General features: G+C 63.3%; 20 protein-coding genes. 15 read left to right on the top strand and 5 right to left on the bottom strand.

Annotated features, from left to right (window positions below):
- The first annotated feature begins 327 nt into the window (after positions 1-327).
- Entirely contained in the window at positions 328-1,122 is a 795-nt protein-coding gene (locus NKI31_RS29710) for a thymidylate synthase (protein WP_023682098.1), read from the top strand.
- A gap of 15 nt (positions 1,123-1,137) precedes the next feature.
- On the opposite strand, the gene NKI31_RS29705 is transcribed toward NKI31_RS29710, so the two are convergent.
- The gene (locus tag NKI31_RS29705; protein ID WP_245263047.1) at positions 1,138-1,347 is read right to left on the bottom strand and encodes a hypothetical protein; all 210 of its coding nucleotides are present in this window, start codon (positions 1,345-1,347) and stop codon (positions 1,138-1,140) included.
- A 159-nt stretch (positions 1,348-1,506) separates the two neighbouring features.
- On the opposite strand from NKI31_RS29705, the gene modA reads away from it, so the two are divergent.
- The 4 genes from modA (at position 1,507) to NKI31_RS29685 (ending at position 4,541) form a co-directional block, all read left to right on the top strand.
- Positions 1,507-2,301, top strand: a complete 795-nt coding sequence (modA, locus tag NKI31_RS29700) for a molybdate ABC transporter substrate-binding protein (RefSeq protein WP_156939240.1) — start codon at positions 1,507-1,509, stop codon at positions 2,299-2,301.
- A gap of 15 nt (positions 2,302-2,316) precedes the next feature.
- Entirely contained in the window at positions 2,317-3,021 is a 705-nt protein-coding gene (gene modB / locus NKI31_RS29695) for a molybdate ABC transporter permease subunit (RefSeq protein ID WP_023682096.1), read from the top strand.
- Positions 3,018-4,130 carry a molybdenum ABC transporter ATP-binding protein gene (gene modC / locus NKI31_RS29690; protein WP_023682095.1) on the top strand — a complete coding sequence of 371 codons (1,113 nt, stop codon included), beginning with the start codon at positions 3,018-3,020 and terminating at the stop codon, positions 4,128-4,130. The genes modB and modC overlap by 4 nt, the downstream gene beginning before the upstream one ends.
- A gap of 69 nt (positions 4,131-4,199) precedes the next feature.
- The gene (locus NKI31_RS29685; RefSeq protein ID WP_023682094.1) at positions 4,200-4,541 is read left to right on the top strand and encodes a winged helix-turn-helix domain-containing protein; all 342 of its coding nucleotides are present in this window, start codon (positions 4,200-4,202) and stop codon (positions 4,539-4,541) included.
- Positions 4,542-4,743: 202 nt separating this feature from the next.
- Here NKI31_RS29685 and cobF read toward each other — a convergent pair whose 3' ends face one another.
- Positions 4,744-5,517 carry a precorrin-6A synthase (deacetylating) gene (gene cobF, locus NKI31_RS29680; protein ID WP_023682093.1) on the bottom strand — a complete coding sequence of 258 codons (774 nt, stop codon included), beginning with the start codon at positions 5,515-5,517 and terminating at the stop codon, positions 4,744-4,746.
- Positions 5,518-5,664: 147 nt separating this feature from the next.
- Between cobF and NKI31_RS29675 the strand changes: the two genes are divergently transcribed.
- The 6 genes from NKI31_RS29675 (at position 5,665) to NKI31_RS29650 (ending at position 11,377) form a co-directional block, all read left to right on the top strand.
- Positions 5,665-6,681 carry a DUF4424 domain-containing protein gene (locus NKI31_RS29675; protein WP_023682092.1) on the top strand — a complete coding sequence of 339 codons (1,017 nt, stop codon included), beginning with the start codon at positions 5,665-5,667 and terminating at the stop codon, positions 6,679-6,681.
- Entirely contained in the window at positions 6,681-7,199 is a 519-nt protein-coding gene (locus NKI31_RS29670) for a dihydrofolate reductase (RefSeq protein ID WP_023744629.1), read from the top strand. The genes NKI31_RS29675 and NKI31_RS29670 overlap by 1 nt, the downstream gene beginning before the upstream one ends.
- Before the next feature lie 145 nt (positions 7,200-7,344).
- Positions 7,345-8,454 (top strand): FtsH protease activity modulator HflK, encoded by a 1,110-nt coding sequence (hflK, locus tag NKI31_RS29665; protein ID WP_023682090.1) that lies wholly within the window; start codon positions 7,345-7,347, stop codon positions 8,452-8,454.
- On the top strand, positions 8,454-9,431 hold the full coding sequence (gene hflC / locus NKI31_RS29660; RefSeq protein ID WP_023668332.1) for a protease modulator HflC: 978 nt from the start codon (positions 8,454-8,456) through the stop codon (positions 9,429-9,431). Before hflK ends, hflC begins: the two co-directional genes overlap by 1 nt.
- Before the next feature lie 4 nt (positions 9,432-9,435).
- The gene (locus tag NKI31_RS29655; RefSeq protein WP_023668333.1) at positions 9,436-9,621 is read left to right on the top strand and encodes a DUF2065 domain-containing protein; all 186 of its coding nucleotides are present in this window, start codon (positions 9,436-9,438) and stop codon (positions 9,619-9,621) included.
- Positions 9,622-9,859: 238 nt separating this feature from the next.
- Positions 9,860-11,377, top strand: a complete 1,518-nt coding sequence (locus NKI31_RS29650; RefSeq protein WP_023682088.1) for a DegQ family serine endoprotease — start codon at positions 9,860-9,862, stop codon at positions 11,375-11,377.
- Between the two features lie 43 nt (positions 11,378-11,420).
- On the opposite strand, the gene NKI31_RS29645 is transcribed toward NKI31_RS29650, so the two are convergent.
- Entirely contained in the window at positions 11,421-11,993 is a 573-nt protein-coding gene (locus tag NKI31_RS29645) for a GNAT family N-acetyltransferase (RefSeq protein ID WP_352653253.1), read from the bottom strand.
- Positions 11,990-12,877: a phosphoserine phosphatase SerB gene (gene serB, locus NKI31_RS29640; RefSeq protein ID WP_352653252.1), complete on the bottom strand. Its 888-nt coding sequence runs from the start codon at positions 12,875-12,877 to the stop codon at positions 11,990-11,992. Before serB ends, NKI31_RS29645 begins: the two co-directional genes overlap by 4 nt.
- Here serB and miaA point away from each other — a divergent pair.
- Positions 12,867-13,850 (top strand): tRNA (adenosine(37)-N6)-dimethylallyltransferase MiaA, encoded by a 984-nt coding sequence (miaA, locus tag NKI31_RS29635; protein WP_352653251.1) that lies wholly within the window; start codon positions 12,867-12,869, stop codon positions 13,848-13,850. The genes serB and miaA overlap by 11 nt on opposite strands.
- Before the next feature lie 130 nt (positions 13,851-13,980).
- Positions 13,981-14,772, top strand: coding sequence for a GGDEF domain-containing protein (locus NKI31_RS29630; RefSeq protein ID WP_023668337.1), 792 nt, complete (start codon positions 13,981-13,983; stop codon positions 14,770-14,772).
- Positions 14,773-15,060: 288 nt separating this feature from the next.
- On the opposite strand, the gene NKI31_RS29625 is transcribed toward NKI31_RS29630, so the two are convergent.
- Complete coding sequence (locus NKI31_RS29625; protein WP_023668338.1) at positions 15,061-16,893, bottom strand: ATP-binding protein; 1,833 nt, start codon at positions 16,891-16,893, stop codon at positions 15,061-15,063.
- Between the two features lie 152 nt (positions 16,894-17,045).
- Between NKI31_RS29625 and NKI31_RS29620 the strand changes: the two genes are divergently transcribed.
- A complete protein-coding gene (locus tag NKI31_RS29620; protein WP_352653250.1) occupies positions 17,046-17,612 on the top strand; it encodes a helix-turn-helix domain-containing protein in 567 nt (188 codons plus the stop codon).
- Between the two features lie 4 nt (positions 17,613-17,616).
- Entirely contained in the window at positions 17,617-17,925 is a 309-nt protein-coding gene (locus tag NKI31_RS29615; RefSeq protein WP_023682084.1) for a hypothetical protein, read from the top strand.
- Positions 17,926-17,937: the final 12 nt, after the last annotated feature.

Here is a 17,937-nt window from a genome sequence, read left to right as displayed (position 1 = left end):
GAAAACTGTCACCCATGCTATCGGTCCATTCTGTTACCTATCTATCCGGTTCGGACACCGGCACCTTCTCCCCGTATAGTGACGGGGAGAAGGGGCTGACCGCAGCCTTGGCTCTCTCTTTCTCTCGAACGCTTGTGATTGGCGAAACCGCTGATCACAGCGCCCCTCTCCCCGTCCCTATACGGGGAGAGGATGCCGGCAGGCAGGTGAGGGGCAGCGCTAACCCTTGAAGAGTGATGGGGCAAGCCGCGTTCTGGTCCCTTTTGCTGTGTTCGGCCGGCGGCCAGTCGGCTATGATGCTGACGATCCCGAATCGAGGCGAAGCCGATGCGCCAGTATCTCGACCTTTTGCAGCATGTGCTGGACAATGGCGCCGATCGTGGCGACCGCACGGGCACCGGCACGCGTGGGGTGTTCGGCTACCAGATGCGCTTCGACCTGTCGCGCGGCTTTCCCGTCACCACCACCAAGAAGCTGCATCTGAAGTCGATCATCCATGAACTCCTGTGGTTCCTGGCCGGCGACACCAACATCAAATACCTTAGAGATCATGGCGTTTCGATCTGGGACGAATGGGCCGACGAGAATGGCGATCTCGGCCCGGTCTATGGCAAGCAGTGGCGCTCCTGGCCGGATGGCCATGGCGGGTCGATCGACCAGATTGCCAATGTTCTGAAGGAGATACGCCGGAATCCGAATTCACGCCGGCTGATCGTTTCGGCGTGGAACCCGGCCGAAGTGGAGGCGATGGCGCTGCCACCGTGCCACTGCCTGTTCCAGTTCTACGTCTCGGAAGGCAAGCTGTCCTGCCAGCTCTACCAGCGCTCGGCCGACATTTTTCTCGGGGTACCCTTCAACATCGCTTCCTACGCGCTGCTGACCTTGATGGTGGCGCAGGTGACCGGGCTAAAGCCCGGCGAGTTCGTCCATACGCTGGGCGATGCGCATCTCTATTCCAACCATTTCGAGCAGGCGCGCGAGCAATTGCGTCGCACGCCCAAGGCGCTGCCGACGCTGTGGATCAATCCGGAAGTGAAGGACCTGTTCGCCTTCCGCTTCGAGGATTTCCGGCTGGAAAACTATTTTGCCGACGCGTCGATCAAGGCGCCAATCGCGGTCTGATCCGCCCACCTTCAATCAATTCCGACCCTCAATCGATGTCGACCATGACGTCGGTTGCCTGATCATGGCATAGGCTGCTTGCCTTTTTCGAGCTTGAGATCGGCAACGGCCTCGTTGGTGATCGAAGCGTGACGACGGAGCCGGCGACATCACCGCGGACAGGCGAGGTGCTTTGACGATCTCGACGATCATTCCCTTGAGGATGTTGCGGGCGCTGATCTTCATCGAAGTTCTTTTCCGGGTTCGGTGCACGTCCAAACCAGAACAATCGATGCCGACCATACGCTTTCGCAGGGAGGCGGCCTTCCCTTGTTATATTCATCCAGATATATCGGTCGGCAGGAGTCGAGCCAGCAGATTTCAAGCCCAGGGAGAGTTTTCATGTTGGGGCACAAAGGTTTTGGATTGAGGGCGATCGCGATTGGCGGCTTTGCCGCAGCGGTGATGGCCGCGATGCCGGCCGCGCATGCAGAAGACAAGGTGATCGTGTTCGCGGCAGCCAGCCTCAAGGACGGGCTCGACGCCGTCACCAAGGCCTGCGAAGCCGATGTCGGTGAATTGGCGACCGTCTCCTACGCCGCGAGCTCGGCGCTGGCCAAGCAGATCGAACTCGGGGCGCCCGCCGATGTGTTCATCTCGGCTGATCTTGACTGGATGAAATATCTCTCCGACAAGAAATTGACCAAGCCGGACACCGAGGTGAAATTGCTCGGCAACCAGATCGTGCTGGTGGCGCCGAAGGATTCGACTGTCGAAACCAGGATCGAGAAAGGCTTCGATCTCGCCAAGCTGATCGGCGACGGCAAGCTCGCCATGGGCGATTTCAAGGCGGTGCCGGCCGGCAAATACGGCAAGGCGGCACTTGAATCGCTCGGCGTCTGGTCGTCGGTCGAAGGCAAGGTGGCGCAGGCCGAGAATGTGCGCGCCGCGCTGAAGCTGGTTTCAACGGGCGAGGCCGCGCTCGGCATCGTCTATGCCACCGACGCGCATGCCGACATGGGAGTCAAGGTGGTCGGCACCTTCCCGGAGGATTCGCACCCGCCGATCATCTATCCGGTTGCCCAGACCACCGATTCGAAGGACAAGGATACCCCGGCTTTCCTGAAGTGCCTGCAGTCCGCCAAGGCGGTGGAGCTGTTTAGGGATCAGGGTTTCACCGTGCTCACGCCGAGCAATTAAGGTAGCGGCTGACGCATGAACTGGCTGCTGGACCTCACTCCCGACGAATGGAATGCGGTCCGGCTGTCGATCAAGGTGGCGACGGTGGCGATGCTGTTCAGCCTGCCGCCGGGCATCTTGATGGCGCTTTTGCTGGCCCGCGGAAAATTCTGGGGCAAGACGCTGCTCAACGGTGTGGTTCACCTGCCGTTGATCCTGCCGCCGGTGGTGACAGGTTATCTCTTGCTGCTTACCTTCGGCCGGCGCGGGCCGGCGGGAGCGTTCCTGGCCGAGCATTTCGGCATCGTCTTCTCGTTTCGCTGGACCGGCGCCGCACTGGCCTGCGGTATCATGGGCTTTCCCCTGATGGTGCGGGCGATCCGGCTGTCGATCGAGGCGGTCGACCGCAAAATGGAGGCAGCGGCGGGAACGCTCGGCGCCAACCCGCTCTGGGTCTTCGCCACCATCACGCTGCCGCTGATCCTGCCCGGGCTGATCGCCGGCTCGATCCTGTCCTTCGCCAAGGCGATGGGCGAGTTCGGCGCCACAATCACCTTCGTCTCCAACATTCCCAACGAGACGCAGACGCTGCCTTCGGCGATCTACACCTTCACGCAGGTGCCTGGCGGCGATGACGGGGCACTCAGGCTGACGCTGATCTCCATCGTCATCTCGATGGCCGCATTGGTCGCCTCGGAAGTGCTGGCGCGGCGCGTCGGCCGGCGGATGGACATCGAATGAGCGTGCTGGTGGACATCAGCCATCGGCTCGGCGGTTTCGCCGTCGACGCGCGTTTCGAAAGCGCCGGGCGGCTGACGGCGCTGTTCGGGCCCTCGGGCTCCGGCAAGACGACGCTGATCAACGTGATCGCCGGCCTGATCCGGCCGACCAAGGGCCGTATCGCGGTCGACGGCTGTGTGCTGGTCGACACCGATGCCGGCATTTTCGTGCCGAAGCACAAGCGCCGGATCGGCATGGTGTTCCAGGACGCGCGGCTGTTTCCGCATATGAGCGTGGCCGGCAATCTGCGCTATGGCCGCTGGTTCACGCCACCGGCGGAGCGCTATGCGGATATCGACGCGGTCGTCGAACTGCTCGGCATCGGTCCTCTGCTCGACCGGCGACCGGCAAAGCTCTCGGGCGGCGAGAAGCAGCGCGTGGCGATCGGCCGGGCGCTGCTTGCCAGCCCGAAACTGCTGTTGATGGACGAGCCGCTGGCCTCGCTCGACGATGCGCGCAAAGCCGAGATCCTGCCCTATATCGAGCGGCTGCGCGACGAGACCAAGCTGCCCATCGTATATGTCAGCCACTCCGTCGCCGAGGTGGCGCGGCTGGCCAGCGACGTGGTGGTGATGGCGCAAGGCAAGGTCGCTGCCTCAGGCCCGACCGGCGAGATCATGCAACGGCTCGAATTGCTGCCGGCGGAGGAACGCGGCGAGGGCGGCGCGGTTCTCGACACCAAGGTGCTGCGCCATGATGAGATCTTCGGGATGACCGTGCTCGGCTCGGCGGCGGGCGAAATCCGGGTGCCGCAATTGGCGGTCTCGGTCGGCGCGCCTGTGCGCATCCGAATCCGCGCCCGCGACGTGATGATAGCCACCGAACAGCCGAAAGGTCTCAGTGCGCTCAACATCCTGCCGGGCGCCATCGTCGCAATCGGCTCGGGCGAGGGGCCGACGGTCGAAATCGGCATCGACTGCAATGGCGCAACCGTGCTTGCGCGCATTACCGAACAATCCAGGCAGGTACTGAACCTTCAACTCGGCGGCAAGGTGTTCGCGGTGATCAAGACGGTCAGTTTCGACCGTGCCAACACCGGCGCCGGCCTGCCGGCCGAAGCGGATGGCTGATAGCCGCTATATCGTTTTGGAATAGCGCTATGGGTCGAGAGGGGCTAGTGTGACTGTGGAGGACAAGAGATGCCGTCGCTGAGCCTGCGGATAAATCTCGATCCGGACGGGCGCATAGGTCCGGGCAAGATCGAATTGCTGGAGCAGATCGACACTTTCGGCTCGATCTCGGCTGCGGCACGCGGCATGGAGATGTCCTACAAGCACGCCTGGGATCTGGTGGAAGATATGAACCGTGTGTTCGGCAAGCCACTGGTCGCGGCGCAGACCGGCGGCAAAAAGGGCGGCGGCGCACAGCTGACCTCAGTTGGCCTTGCAGTTGTCAGCCGTTTTCGCGCTATCGAGCGCGCTGCGGCGGCAGCGGCGGCCACGCATATGGACGCCTTGCAGGCGGAGATTGATGCTGGGTGAGGGTTGAAGCTTGCGATCCGTCACACCCCCCTCTGTCCTGCCGGACATCTCCCCCGCAAGGGGGGAGATCAGCTAGCCCGTAGACGGGCGCTAATCTGTTAGGCGATTGGCGAAATCCTCCGTGACGGCCAATCTCCCCACTAGAGGGGGAGATGTCCGGCAGGACAGAGGGGGGCGCGAAGGAACTCGACCTTTGAGCGCGCTATTCCTCGGGCTCTCCTGCTTTACGCAGCAGATAGGTGTCCATGATCCAGCCCTTTCTTTTCCGGGCTTCTTCTCTCGTCCTCTCAATCTCCTCGCCGACATCACCCAGGCGACCGGAAACGATGATCTCGTCCGGTGTGCCGAGATAGGCGCCCCAATGGATGATCAGATCCTTGTCTGCCAGCGTGTTGAAGGCGCATTTGCCGTCGAGCATGACCACGGCGCTGCCGGCATTGTGCGGCATGCCTTGTTCGGCGAGGCGGCGGCCGGTGGTGATCAGCACGGGGTCGCCGATGCGGTTCAGCGCCATCTTGTGGCCGGCGGCTAGCGCCTGGACGGCGGTGATGCCGGGAATGACCTCCAGTTCGAATGCGACATTGCCCCTCAGTCGTACGCGCGCGAGGATGCGCAGCGCGCTGTCATAGAGCGAGGGGTCGCCCCAGATCAGGAAGGCGCCGCAGCCGTCCTCGGCAAGGTCGTCGCGGACCAGGCTCTCATAAATCTGGGCGATGGCCTCGTGCCAGTCATCGACGGTCGAGCGATAGGAAGGCGCCGGCTCGGCGCGCACCGGCACGTCGAACTCGACGCGGCGCGATTTCGGATTGCTGACGAAACGGTCGCAGATATGGCGGCGCAATTCGGCAAGGTCGTTCTTCTTCGCCCCCTTGTCGGGGATAAACAGGACGTCCGCCCGGTTTAGGCCTGATATGGCCTGCACGGTCATATGGTCGGGATTGCCGGCGCCGATGCCGATGACGAGAAGCTTGCGCATGACGCGAACTCCTGCCCGATCGAAACCTGTTAGTCCAGACCGCCGATTGGCGTGTCCAGACACTGTGGCGTCCTGCTGGGAGACGGAAGGCTTTGAAACGCCACATTGAAACGGCTAGGGTCGCGGCATTCTTGGCGAGGGGCTTCGATGTTGCAATATGTTCTGTCCGTAGCGCTGGCGCTTTTAGCTGTGCCCGCGCTGGCCAATGATACGACCGCCGAACTCGGCACAGGTGGCCTGATCCTGTCGCGTAGCGACGCGGTGTCGATGCAAAGCGAGGACCTCTATATCTCGCCGGAAAAGATCACGGTCGACTACGTCTTCCACAACAACACCGACAAGGATGTAAATGCCATCGTCGCTTTTCCGCTGCCGGACATCGAAGGCAATCCGGAGGAAATGCCGGCCATCCCGGAAAACCAGAGCGACAATTTCCTTGGCTTCGAGGTGACGATCGACGGAGCGCCGGCAAAGCCGCAGCTCGAGCAGAAAGTGTTTGCTGTCGGCATCGATATCGGCGCCGATCTGAAGGCGCAGAACGTGCCGTTCAATCCGTTCGGCGATGCGGCCAAGGCGGCCCTGGCGAAGCTGCCGAAAACGGTCGCCGAGGATTGGGAAAACCGCGGCATCATCATCGAGGATACGGGCAGCGACGGTACCGAGGCGAACAAGGTCTATACGCCGTGGTGGCAGTTGCGCTCGACCTATTGGTGGCGCGCGATATTTCCGGCCAACAAGGATGTCCACGTCTCGCACCGCTACAAACCGAGCGTCGGCGGCACGTCATCGGTGAGTTTCTTCTATGACGGCAAGTTCACCGAGGGCAGCCAGTACACGAACTACAAGACCCGCTACTGCATGGACGACAGCTTCGAGAATGCGGTGCGGCAGGCCGCCAAGGCCGACGGTTATCCGCATTTTTACGAGAACCGCATTGCCTATATCCTGACCACCGGCGGCAACTGGGCCAATGGCAGCATCGGCAAGTTCAAGCTGACCGTCGACAAGGGCAACCCGAAAGCGCTGATCTCGTTTTGCGGCGGCAATGTCAAGAAGGTTGGGCCGACGACCTTCGAGACGAAGGCGCAGGATTTCTATCCCGAGCACAACATCGACATATTGCTTTTGGAGCCGTCGGATGACGGCGCCGGGGAAGCCAACTGATGGACGTCGCAATCTATGTCGCCATTGCTCAGAACGGCGTCATCGGGCGCGACGGCGGCTTGCCGTGGCGGCTGTCCACCGATCTCAAGCGCTTCAAGGCCGATACGATGGGCAAGCCCGTCATCATGGGCCGCAAGACTTATGAAGGCATCGGCCGGCCGCTGCCGGGCCGATTGAACATCGTGGTGACCCGCGACAAGGCCTGGCGCGCCGAGGGCATCGAGGTGGCGCACTCGCTGGAAGCCGCGATCCAGCTGGCCACGGTGCGCGGGCGTTGCATGGCCGGCGTCGACGAAATCTGCGTCATCGGTGGCGGCGAGATCTATGCGCAGGCGCTACCGCTGGCAGACCGGCTGCACGTCACCCATGTGCTGGCGACGGTCGATGGCGACGCGCATTTTCCCGACATAGATCCGGATTTGTGGCGCCTTGTCAGCGCTCAGGACGTTCCGGCCGGTGAAAAGGACAGCCATGCGACGCGCTATTCGGTTTACGAGCGACGCCGCGGCGTGCATTGAGACGATAAAAGGGTCGCGAACGTCCAAAACGGACATGCTCGGCAGCGGATCGCGTTGAAAGCGCATCGCTGCGTCCCTATAGAAGAACAACTGGATTTTGCGCCGCAACGTCGGCGCTGAGGGAATCCCAAGCGAAAGGACATTCATGCCCTGGAACGACAAGAGCGGCGGCGGCGGCCCATGGGGCGGCGGCGGCAACAATCAGGGACCCTGGGGGCAGGGACCGAAGGGGCCTAGCGGCCCGCCGGGGTCACCTCCCGATCTCGAAGACATCATCCGCCGCGGCCAGGACCGGCTGCGGCGCGCGCTGCCCGGTGGCGGCGGCGCCAGCCCGGCCGTCTTTGCGCTGATCGCAGCGGCTCTGATCGTGCTGTGGGCGTTCAAGGCGGTCTACACCGTGCAGCCGGACGAGGTTGCGGTCGAGCTGCGCTTCGGCAAGCCGAAGGCGGAGCTGTCGCAGCCAGGTCTGCATTTCCATTGGTGGCCCGTCGAAACCGTCGAGACGGCCAACATCGCCGAACAACTCGTCGATATCGGTGGTGGCGGCGCGACGAGCGGCAACTCGTCGGGGCTGATGCTTACCGGCGACCAGAACATCGTCAACGTCCAGTTTTCGGTGGCCTACCAGGTCTCCGATCCCCGGGCCTATCTGTTCGACGTCTCCGACCCAGAAGGCATGCTGCAGCAGGTCGCAGAGAGCGCCATGCGCGAAGCGGTCGGCCGGCGACCGGCCCAGGACATCTTCCGCGACGACCGTCAGGGCATCGCCGCGTCGGTGCGTGAAATCATCCAGACGACGCTGGACGGCTACAAGGCCGGCCTGAATGTCAACGCGGTTTCGATCGAGGACGCGGCGCCGCCGCGTGAAGTGGCCGACGCGTTCGACGAAGTGCAGCGCGCCGAGCAGGACGAAGACAAGTTCGTCGAGCAGGCCAACCAGTATTCCAACCAGAAGCTTGGCCAGGCGCGTGGCGCCGCGGCGCAGATCCGCGAGGACGCGGCAGCCTACAAGAACCGTGTCGTCCAGGAAGCCGAAGGTGAGGCGCAGCGCTTCATCTCGGTCTATGACGAATACGCCAAGGCGCCCGATGTTACGCGCCGGCGGCTTTATCTGGAAACGATGGAGAAGGTGCTGAAGGATTCCAACAAGGTGATCGTCGAACAGGGCAATGGGCAAGGGGTCGTTCCCTATCTGCCGCTGCCGGCACTGCAACCGAAGGCGCCGCCGCCTGCGACCACGGGAGGAGCCCAGTGATGGCCAATCGTCTTCCCATCATCGCGGTCATCGCGGCCGTGCTTCTGTTCCTGCTCTACTCCTCGGTCTTCGTGGTCAACGCGCGCCAGCAGGCGCTCGTGCTGCGGTTCGGCGAGATCGTCGACGTCAAGAATGAACCCGGCATCTATTTCAAGGCGCCTTTCGCCTTCTTCGACGCCGACAGCGTGCAGTTGATCGAAAACAGGGTGCTGCGCTTCGATCTCGATAACATCCGCGTCCAGGTTTCGGGCGGCAAGTTCTATGAGGTCGACGCTTTCATCGCGTACCGCATCTCGGATCCGCGGGTGTTCCGCTCCGCGGTGTCCGGTCAGATCACACTGGCCGAAGCACGACTGAGGACGCGTCTCGATGCGGCGCTGCGCCGTGTCTACGGTCTGCGCGACTTCGAGGCGGCGCTCTCGGAAGAGCGGGCCGTGATGATGCGCGAAGTGCGCGATCAACTGCGGCCCGACGCCACTTCCCTCGGCCTGCAGATCGAGGATGTGCGTATCCGCCGGACCGATCTGACGGCTGAGGTTTCGCAGCAGACCTTCGACCGCATGAAAGCCGAACGTTTAGCCGAGGCCGAACGGCTGAGGGCACGCGGCAAAGAGGCCGCGCAGCGCATCACCGCTCGCGCCGACCGCGAAGTGGTGGAAATCGTCGCCGAGGCGCGCAAGGAATCGGAAATCCTGCGTGGTGAAGGTGAAGCCCAGCGCAGTGCGACCTTTGCCGACGCCTACAAACGCGATCCGGCGTTCTTCGACTTCTACCGGTCGATGAATGCCTATGGCACGGCGCTGGACAACTCCGGGACGACGATGGTGCTTTCGCCGAACTCGGAGTTCTTCCGCTTCTTCCGCAATCCGGACGGTACGGACGCGAAGCCGGCGACACCTGCGGCTCCGGCGACGGCACCTGCCGCGCCGGCGACGGCACCTGCCGCGCCGGCTGCACAACCTGCACCCGCCCAGTAGGGCGGTGCAGGATTTCCTTGCGGCAATAGGCCTGGTCCTCGTCGTAGAGGGTCTGGTCTATGGCGGCTTTCCCGGCCTTGCCAAACGTCTTGCCGGCGAAGTGCTGTCGACGCCGGAAATTGCGCTGCGCATCGTCGGGCTGGTGGCGATCGCCATCGGCGTCGGCATCGTCTGGTTGGTGCGTGGCTGAGGACCGCTGATCTGCAATTCCAGGAAAGTGTGAGCGGTTTTCCGTCCGGAATTGCGTAAAAGCAAAGGGATTGAACGGTTCGCCGTTTCCGCGAAACGGCGAACCGCTCTAAGGTGTAACGGAGGATTTATCCTCCTGATGTGGCCATAGCCGCAAACGTGCCGTATTTCTTGCCAACATGACGCGACGCGGCGTTTTGCCGAAGCGCTTTTTCTTTTCAGATTCCGGGAGGCTTTCGATGACATCCAACACCCTTCTGCGCGCGGCGCGGCGGACGTTCATCGCAGGTGCTGCGGCACTTATGGTCGGCGCGCTTGCCGTTCCGGCTTTCGTGACGCCGACGGTGGCCGCGGACGGACCGGCTTCGGTTGCCGACCTCGCCGAAGGCCTGCTCGGTGCGGTGGTCAACATCTCGACCTCGCAGACCGTGAAGGGCACGGAAGGTCCGGGCGCGGTGCCGATGCCGCAGCTGCCGGAGGGTTCGCCGTTCCAGGATTTCTTCGACGACTTCTTCAAGAACCGTGGCGGCGACAAGGATGGCGGCGCGCAAAAGGTGCAGTCGCTGGGCTCCGGCTTCGTAGTCGACGCCGAGCAAGGCATTGTCGTCACCAACAACCACGTCATCGCCGATGCAGACGATATCGAGGTGAATTTCTCCGACGGCGTGACGCTGAAGGCGACGCTGGTCGGCACCGACACCAAGACCGACGTGGCGGTGCTCAAGGTCGACCCGAAGGGCCACAAGCTGACGGCGGTGAAATTCGGCGATTCCAACAAGATGCGCGTCGGCGACTGGGTGATGGCGATCGGCAATCCGTTCGGCCTTGGCGGCACGGTGACGGTCGGCATCGTCTCGGCCCGCAACCGCGACATCAATTCCGGCCCCTATGACGACTTCATCCAGACCGACGCCGCCATCAACCGCGGCAATTCCGGCGGGCCGCTGTTCAACAGCCTGGGCGAGGTCATCGGTATCAACACGGCGATCATCTCGCCGTCGGGCGGCTCGATCGGCATCGGTTTCTCCATCCCCTCGCAGCTTGCCTCGGGCGTCGTCGACCAGCTGCGCCAGTTCGGCGAGACCCGTCGCGGCTGGCTCGGCGTGCGCATCCAGCCGGTGACCGACGACATCGCCGAGAGCCTCGGCATGGCGACCGCCAAGGGCGCGCTGGTGGCCGGCGTCATCAAGGGCGGACCGGTCGACAACGGCACAATTCTCGCCGGCGACGTCATCATCAAGTTCGATGGCAAGGACATCCATGAAATGCGCGACCTGCCGCGCGTCGTGGCGGAAAGCCCGGTCGGCAAGGCGGTCGACGTGATCATCGTGCGCAAGGGGGTCGAGCAGACGGTGAAGGTGACGCTCGGCCGGCTTGAGGACGGCGAGAAGGTCGCTGCCGGTGAGGACGGCACTACCGATGAGGACAAGGGCGGCGACAAGGCGCCCGCGGTCTCCACGGCCTCGGTGCTCGGCATGACCGTCGGCGAGCTCAATGACGACACACGGAAAAAATTCGGCATCGCGGCCGACGTCTCCGGCGTCGTCATCACCGACGTCACCAAGGATTCGGCCGCCGCCGAGCGCGGCATCCAGGCCGGCGAGGTGATCACCGAAATCGCCCAGGAATCGGTCGCGACCCCGAAGGACGTGATGGACCGGATCGGCGCGCTGAAGGAGCAGGGCCGCAAGAATGCGCTCTTGATGCTGGCGTCCAAGACAGGCGAGTTGCGCTTCGTGACGATCCGGATGGATTGAGTCCGGAAAGCCCCATAGCCGATTGTCTTCAGGGAAAGGGCGGCTAGCGAGCCGCCCTTTTTCGTGCCTGCCAGTCCGTGCGCGACAGTTTGTAGAGGACATGCCGCTTGAGGTGCGGGTGGCTGTCAGGGATGGATGGGTGGTCGAAATCGCGAGCCGGGTCAGGGCTCATGCCAAGACGCTCCATGACGGCCGTCGAGCGGCGGTTGGCCGCGACGGCGAAGGAGACGATCTCGTCGCGGTCAAGCGTTTCGAAGCCAAAGGCGAGCCAGGCTTCGGAGGCCTCCGTGACATAGCCCTTGCGCCAGAATTCCGGCGCCAACCGCCAGCCGATCTCGATCGTACCGGAAGGCAGGGACGGCACGTGATCGGTCTTTAAGAGACCGACGAAGCCGATGCATTCCCCAGTCGCGGCGATCTCGGCGGCGGCAAAACCAAAGCCGTCCTCGGCGATCCAGCCCCGAAACTCGTCCATCTTGGCATCCGTCTCGGCGCGGTCGCGGCGGAACGGAAAGAATTCCATCACCCGCTCGTCCGAATTGATGCGGTGGAAGAGTTCGCGATCGCGGTCTTCCCAGTTGCGCAGGATGAGGCGCTCGGTGCGCATCGGTTTCATTGGGCGAACTCTTCCTGGCGGTAGCCCTGGAGATAAAGCAGCGCGGTGAGATCGCCATGGTCGATGCGGACCTTGGCTTCGGCAGCAACGGCCGGCTTGGCGTGGAGCGCGACACCGGTGCCGGCCAGGCGGATCATGTCGAGGTCGTTGGCGCCGTCGCCGACCGCAATCGCATCGAATGGCGTCAGGCCGAGGCGGGCCGAGATCTCGTTCAGCGCATCGGCCTTGGCGGCGCGGCCGAGGATCGGCTCGGCGACGAGGCCGGCAAAGCGCCCGTTCTCCTCGATCAGGCGGTTGGCACGGTTTTCCTCGAAGCCGAGCATGGCGGCGACACGGCTGGTGAAGACGTCGAAGCCGCCGGAGACAAGCGCCGTCCAGGCGCCATTGGCGCGCATCGTCTGCACCAGAGCGCGGCCGCCCGACGCCAGCGTCAGGCGGTTCGCGATGATGCGGTCGACGACGGCGGCATCGAGGCCTTTCAGCAGCGCCACGCGTTCACGCAGCGCCGGCTCGAAAGCGATCTCGCCGTTCATCGAGCGTGCCGTGATGGCGGCAACGCGGTCCTTGACGCCGATCTCGTCGGCGAGTTCGTCGATGCATTCCTGGTCGATCATGGTTGAATCCATATCGGCAAGCAGGATTGTCTTGCGGCGGCTTTCGGCCTGCTGAACGATCACGTCGACCGGCTCTGAACCAAGTGCTGTGCGCAAGGCCGCACTTGCCTCAGCGGCTTCTGCCCCCTCGGGCAACACCAGATCGCAGGCGACGCCATCGCCCAGCCAGCGAACAGCGCTTGCACCGACCGACCGTGAGGCGATATTCGCAAGCGAGGCCGACATCGCGCGGCGGAGGGGGTGGGACACAAGCGTGGCAATGAGCGGCATCGAGACTTCCAAGCAGCTAGGCGAGGGCGGGCAGGCGGGCGAGGGCCGCGTGAAGAACGCGATCCTGATAGCCGGGCCGACAGCCAGCGGCAAGTCGGCGCTGGCGCTCGATCTCGCCGAGCGCAAGGGCGGCGTCATCGTCAACACCGATTCCATGCAGGGCTATTCGGTGCTCGATGTGCTGACGGCGCGGCCGAGCGCCGCCGAACTCGGCCGCGCGCCGCACTTTCTCTATGGCCATGTGCATCCCTCCACCGCCTATTCCACCGGCGCCTGGCTGCGCGACGTGATGAAGCTGATCGATGACGGCACGCTCGCCCGACAGCCCGACGACGCCGCCTTTGAACGTCCGGTGATTTTCGTCGGCGGCACCGGGCTCTATTTTCGCGCACTTGCCGAGGGCATTTCGGAAATGCCCGACATTCCGCAGCAGGTACGCGACCGCTGGCGCTACGAGTTAAAGGAGCAAGGCGCAGCCAAGCTGCACCGCGTCCTGATGCATGAGGATTCGGCGGTCGCCATGCAGCTGAAGCCGACCGACGGCCAGCGCATCGTGCGGGCGCTGGAGGTGCTCGACGCATCCGGCCGCTCCATCCTAGAATGGCAGGCAGCGCGCGGCCGGCCGCTGATCGACCGCGACAGCGCTCGGTTCTTCGTTATCGAGCCGGACCGCGCCCCCCTTGTCGAGCGGATCGAAACAAGGTTCGACCGCATGCTCGATCTCGGCGCGCTCGATGAGGTCAAACGGCTTGCGGCGCTTGGCCTCGATCCCGGCCTGCCGGCGATGAAGGCGATCGGCGTTCGCGAACTTTCGGCTGCCATGGCGGGTGACATCAGCTTTCCTCAGGCCATCGAGCGCTGCAAGGCAGCGACGCGGCAATATGCCAAACGGCAAACGACGTGGTTTCGCCATCAGCTGGGACCGGAATGGCTGAGATTGCAGCCCGGCGGCCGCTTGCAAACCGCGATTTGATTTTCGTGCTGCCAATACAATTAAAGAAACAGAAGTAGGAATGAACATTCCCGCTCCGGTTGTCTGGATTAACCGTCCGTAAGGCGCCGGCATGCCATAGATCCGGCGGGTACTTTGCAACGGGAAGCAGATGCGTTTCCACAAGGCGGAATCCGCATTTTTCGTCTTTATTTTCGTGATCCTGGCCGCAGGCCTGGTGACGCTTTATGCCTATGGTCAATTGCAGTTCATCGCGGTCGGTCACGATACGACTTCCCGGGTCGAGAGGATCGCCTATCTCAACACGCTGCTGTTTGTCACCGGGGTGCTGCTGGCGACAGCGCTGTTCTTCGGCGTGTTCTTCATCTACCCGCTGATCCGTAGGCAGGCCACGGAAGAGGGCAAGCTGCGCGCCATGACGGTTTCGCTCAGCGCCCGCTCGGAAACGCTGCAGCATGCGGCATTGACCGACGGCCTTACCGGCATGCAGAACCGGCGCTACTTCGATGATGCGCTGAAGGAATATCTCGAGGAATTCCGCCGCATCGAAAAGCCCGTCGGGCTGATGATCCTCGACCTCGATCATTTCAAGCAGGTCAACGACACGCATGGCCACGATGTCGGCGACGAGGTGCTTAGGGCAGTCGCCAATTGCCTCAAAGGCATGACGCGCTACCACGATGTGGTGGCGCGGCTTGGGGGCGAGGAGTTCGCCGTCGTCACGCCCAACATGGATGCGGAGTTGTTGGGGAAGTTCGCCGAACGCATCCGCAAAGCGATTGCCAACATGTCGGTGCTGTCGGGCAATGTCCGCCTCAAGATCACCACCAGCGTCGGACTAGCCGTCTGGGATCGGAAGGAAACCGCCGAGGAATTCTACCGCCGCGCCGACCGCCAGCTCTACGAGGCGAAGAGGCAAGGCCGCAACCGCGTCTGCGCCTGAAATCCCGGCATTTAAATTCGTGAGGCTGGCCGTTTGATGCCGTCTTCTGCGCTTCCGGCCTTCGCCGGCCGAAGCACTCATGAGGTGGTGGCGGCAGCTATGGCTACGGCCGGCGTAGGCCGGTGCTCACGGACTCAATGTCCGCTCCGCTCCGGTTCTCGAAGTCGACACCGACCGACTCAGCCTGACGAATTTTCTGGCGTGATTTACCCAAGCGGCCAACGAAGCCGAGCCCTGGCGCTCCGGCGGCTTCTCAATTGGCCGGCAAAAAAGTTGCTACGCTGAAGGTCAATCGTTCTGCGGGCGCATGCCGAAGGTTGTGGGCTTGAGGCCGTAGCGCAGGTCGAAATCGTCGTCGGGCTGGACGCGCTGGGCGGTGGCCGGCTTGCGGTAATCGGGATCGCCGGCCTGGCGGCCGGAGTCCACGACCTCGGCGAAGGCCATCTGCTGCTGCGGTTTCGGGACGTTGCGCAGCCGCTCGACGATGGCGGCGAGATCGACGTCGTTGCCGTCCTGCGAGAACTCGTCCTGCTCTCGCTTGGCGGTGCCGGGGATCAGGTTCTCCGCCAGTTTTTCGAACTTCAGCCGCATGGTCGTCGCCACGCCTTCACCGAAGGCGATGGCTTCGCGCTGGCCCATGGAGGACAGAAAGGCCAGCGTCGAGGCGGAGGAATCGGCGATCGCCGAGCGGATGATCGCCTGGTCCTGCTCATTGGCCAGCCGCATGGCGAAGAAGGTCGAGCATTGCGACAGGATGGTCGGATCGAGTTCACCCGGGCGCTGGGTGACGACGCCGAGATAGCAGCCATATTTGCGGCCTTCCTTGGCGATGCGCGACAGTGCATGCCTTGTCGGGGCGAAGCCTAGGCGCGGATCGGCCGGCATATAGCGGTGCGCTTCCTCGCACAGCAACAAGAGCTTCAGCCGGCCCTCGCTCCACAGCGCAAGGTCGAAGGCGAGCCGAGCCAGCACCGAACAGACGGAGTTGACCACTTCGGACGGCATGCCGGCCATCTCGAAGCAGGTCACCGGGCGGCCATGATGCGGCACACGGAAAATATTGCCGATCGTCTCGTGGATCGTGTCCTCGATCAGCCGCGAATTGAACATGAAGCGATAGCGCGGGTCGGACGCGGCGGACTCGATGCGCGTCTTCAGCGATTTCAGCGTCGGGCGGTCGTTCTTGCTTTCCAAGAGGCCCATGCGCTCGTCGATCTGCTTGATGAGATCGACCATGCGGTAGGGCACCGGCGTGTCGGCGGTCAGCGCATCGCTGCCGCGGCGCACGTAAGAGCCTGAATTGGGATTGCGATAGAGGTTCTTGGCGGCGGGGATCAGGTCGCGCAGGACATCGACTTCTTCCGGCACGACCTCTCGGCCGCGAAACAGCACTTCGGCGAATTCTTCAAGCCTGAACATCCAGAACGGCAGGTCAAGCGTCTTGGAATCGACCCGGACGCAGAACTCAGGCAGGGACGCCGCGAATTCATTGTGCGGATCGAGAATGAGGATTCGCAGATCGGGCCGGGCGGCGATCGATTTGCGCAGCAGCAGCGAGATGGCGGTGGATTTGCCGACGCCGGTTGTGCCGACAACGGCAAAATGGCGCGCCAGCGTGTCGTCGATGGCGATGTTGGCGTCGATCGACTCATCCTGCGACAGCGTGCCGATGGTGATCGAATGACGCCCGGCGAGATCGTAGACCGCCTGCAGGTCACGGGTACGGATGCGGTGCGCTATGGCGCCGATATGAGGATAGGTGGTGATGCCGCGGTCGAACACCGGTTTGGCCCCCGGTTCGGCGCCGTCGCGCACTTCGCCGATCAGCTCGACGCTGACCTCGATGGGGTTTTGTCCCTCATTGCTCCAGGCGCGATCCGACTTGCCGATTTCGTAGACCAGACCAACGGTGCGCGATGTCCCGAGATTGATGGAGATCATCTTGCCGACGGTCCACAGGCCGGTGACCGCGCCTTCGATGTCGTCGGCATAGGCGCTGATGGTGGCGCGCGCACCGTCGCACTGCACGACGTTGCCGAGAATGCGCTTGTCGCTCTGCTCTGCGCGGCGGCGCTCCTGCGAGGTCGGTTCGCCGACGGAGGCTTCGCGCTCGACAAACATACGATCCGATCCCCATTCCCGTGGAGCCTCGATCCTACACAGACGGGGTTAAGGTGGCGTGATGCGGGATGGTGTAGCAGGGGTTAACCGGTCAGCGAAAATTCAACCTGCCTGCCTCTTTTCCGAATCTAAATATTCGATATATTGGACGAATGACTGATATAGCGAATGACATGTCGGCTACGATCGGCAGACGGATCCACGCCGAAAGAGCCTTGCGGGCCTGGTCGTTGGCCGACCTGGCGAACCGCTCCGGCGTCTCCAAAGCCATGCTCAGCACTATCGAGCGCGGCATGACCAGTCCGACGGCGCCGCTGCTGGTGCGCATCGCCGCTGCCTTTGGCATGACGCTGTCGACGCTGATTGCGCGCGCCGAGCAGCAAGGTGGCGGCCTGCTGCGCGAGAGTGAGCAACCGGTCTGGAGCGACCCCGGTACGGGCTATGTCCGGCGGCATCTGTCGCCGGTCTCCGACATGCCGCTCGAATTGATCCGGGTGCAACTGCCGGCGGGCGCCAGTGTGAGTTTCCCGGCGGCGTCCTATGCCTTCATCAAGCAGCAGATGTGGCTGATCTCCGGGCGACTTGAGTTCACCGAGGGCGATGTCGTGCACAGGCTCGAGCCCGGCGACTGCCTGGCGCTCGGCGCGCCGTCGGACTGCACGTTCCATGCCGTCGGGCAGCTGCCCGCCGACTATCTGGTCGCGCTGGTCAGGGGCTGAAATCGTGGCAAGACGTCCCAAGCGCTCCGACAATGGCGGACCGCCGCTCGATGATTACAAGGGCCCACCATGGGGCAAGGGCGATCCCTACATCTTCCTGGCCTGGCAGGCAGCGCATGCCAAGGCGTGGAAGGCGCCAAGCCGTGACGTGATGCTGATGCGCATGGAAAAGGCCGAGCGGCTTGGCCTGACCTATGAGGAATACACGCTCGAAATCCTCGAACGCGGGCTGCATCTGCAGCCGAAAGACACCGATCGCATCGCCGCGATCAAGGCGAGACGAAAGCGGCGCCGCGTCGCGCGTCTGGATTAGCAAGGGAAGGTG

The organism is Mesorhizobium sp. M0659 (assembly GCF_040320605.1).
Lineage (GTDB): Bacteria > Pseudomonadota > Alphaproteobacteria > Rhizobiales > Rhizobiaceae > Mesorhizobium.
The sequence above is the reverse complement of the archived record's forward strand: the minus strand, read 5'-3'. Positions and strand labels throughout refer to the sequence as shown.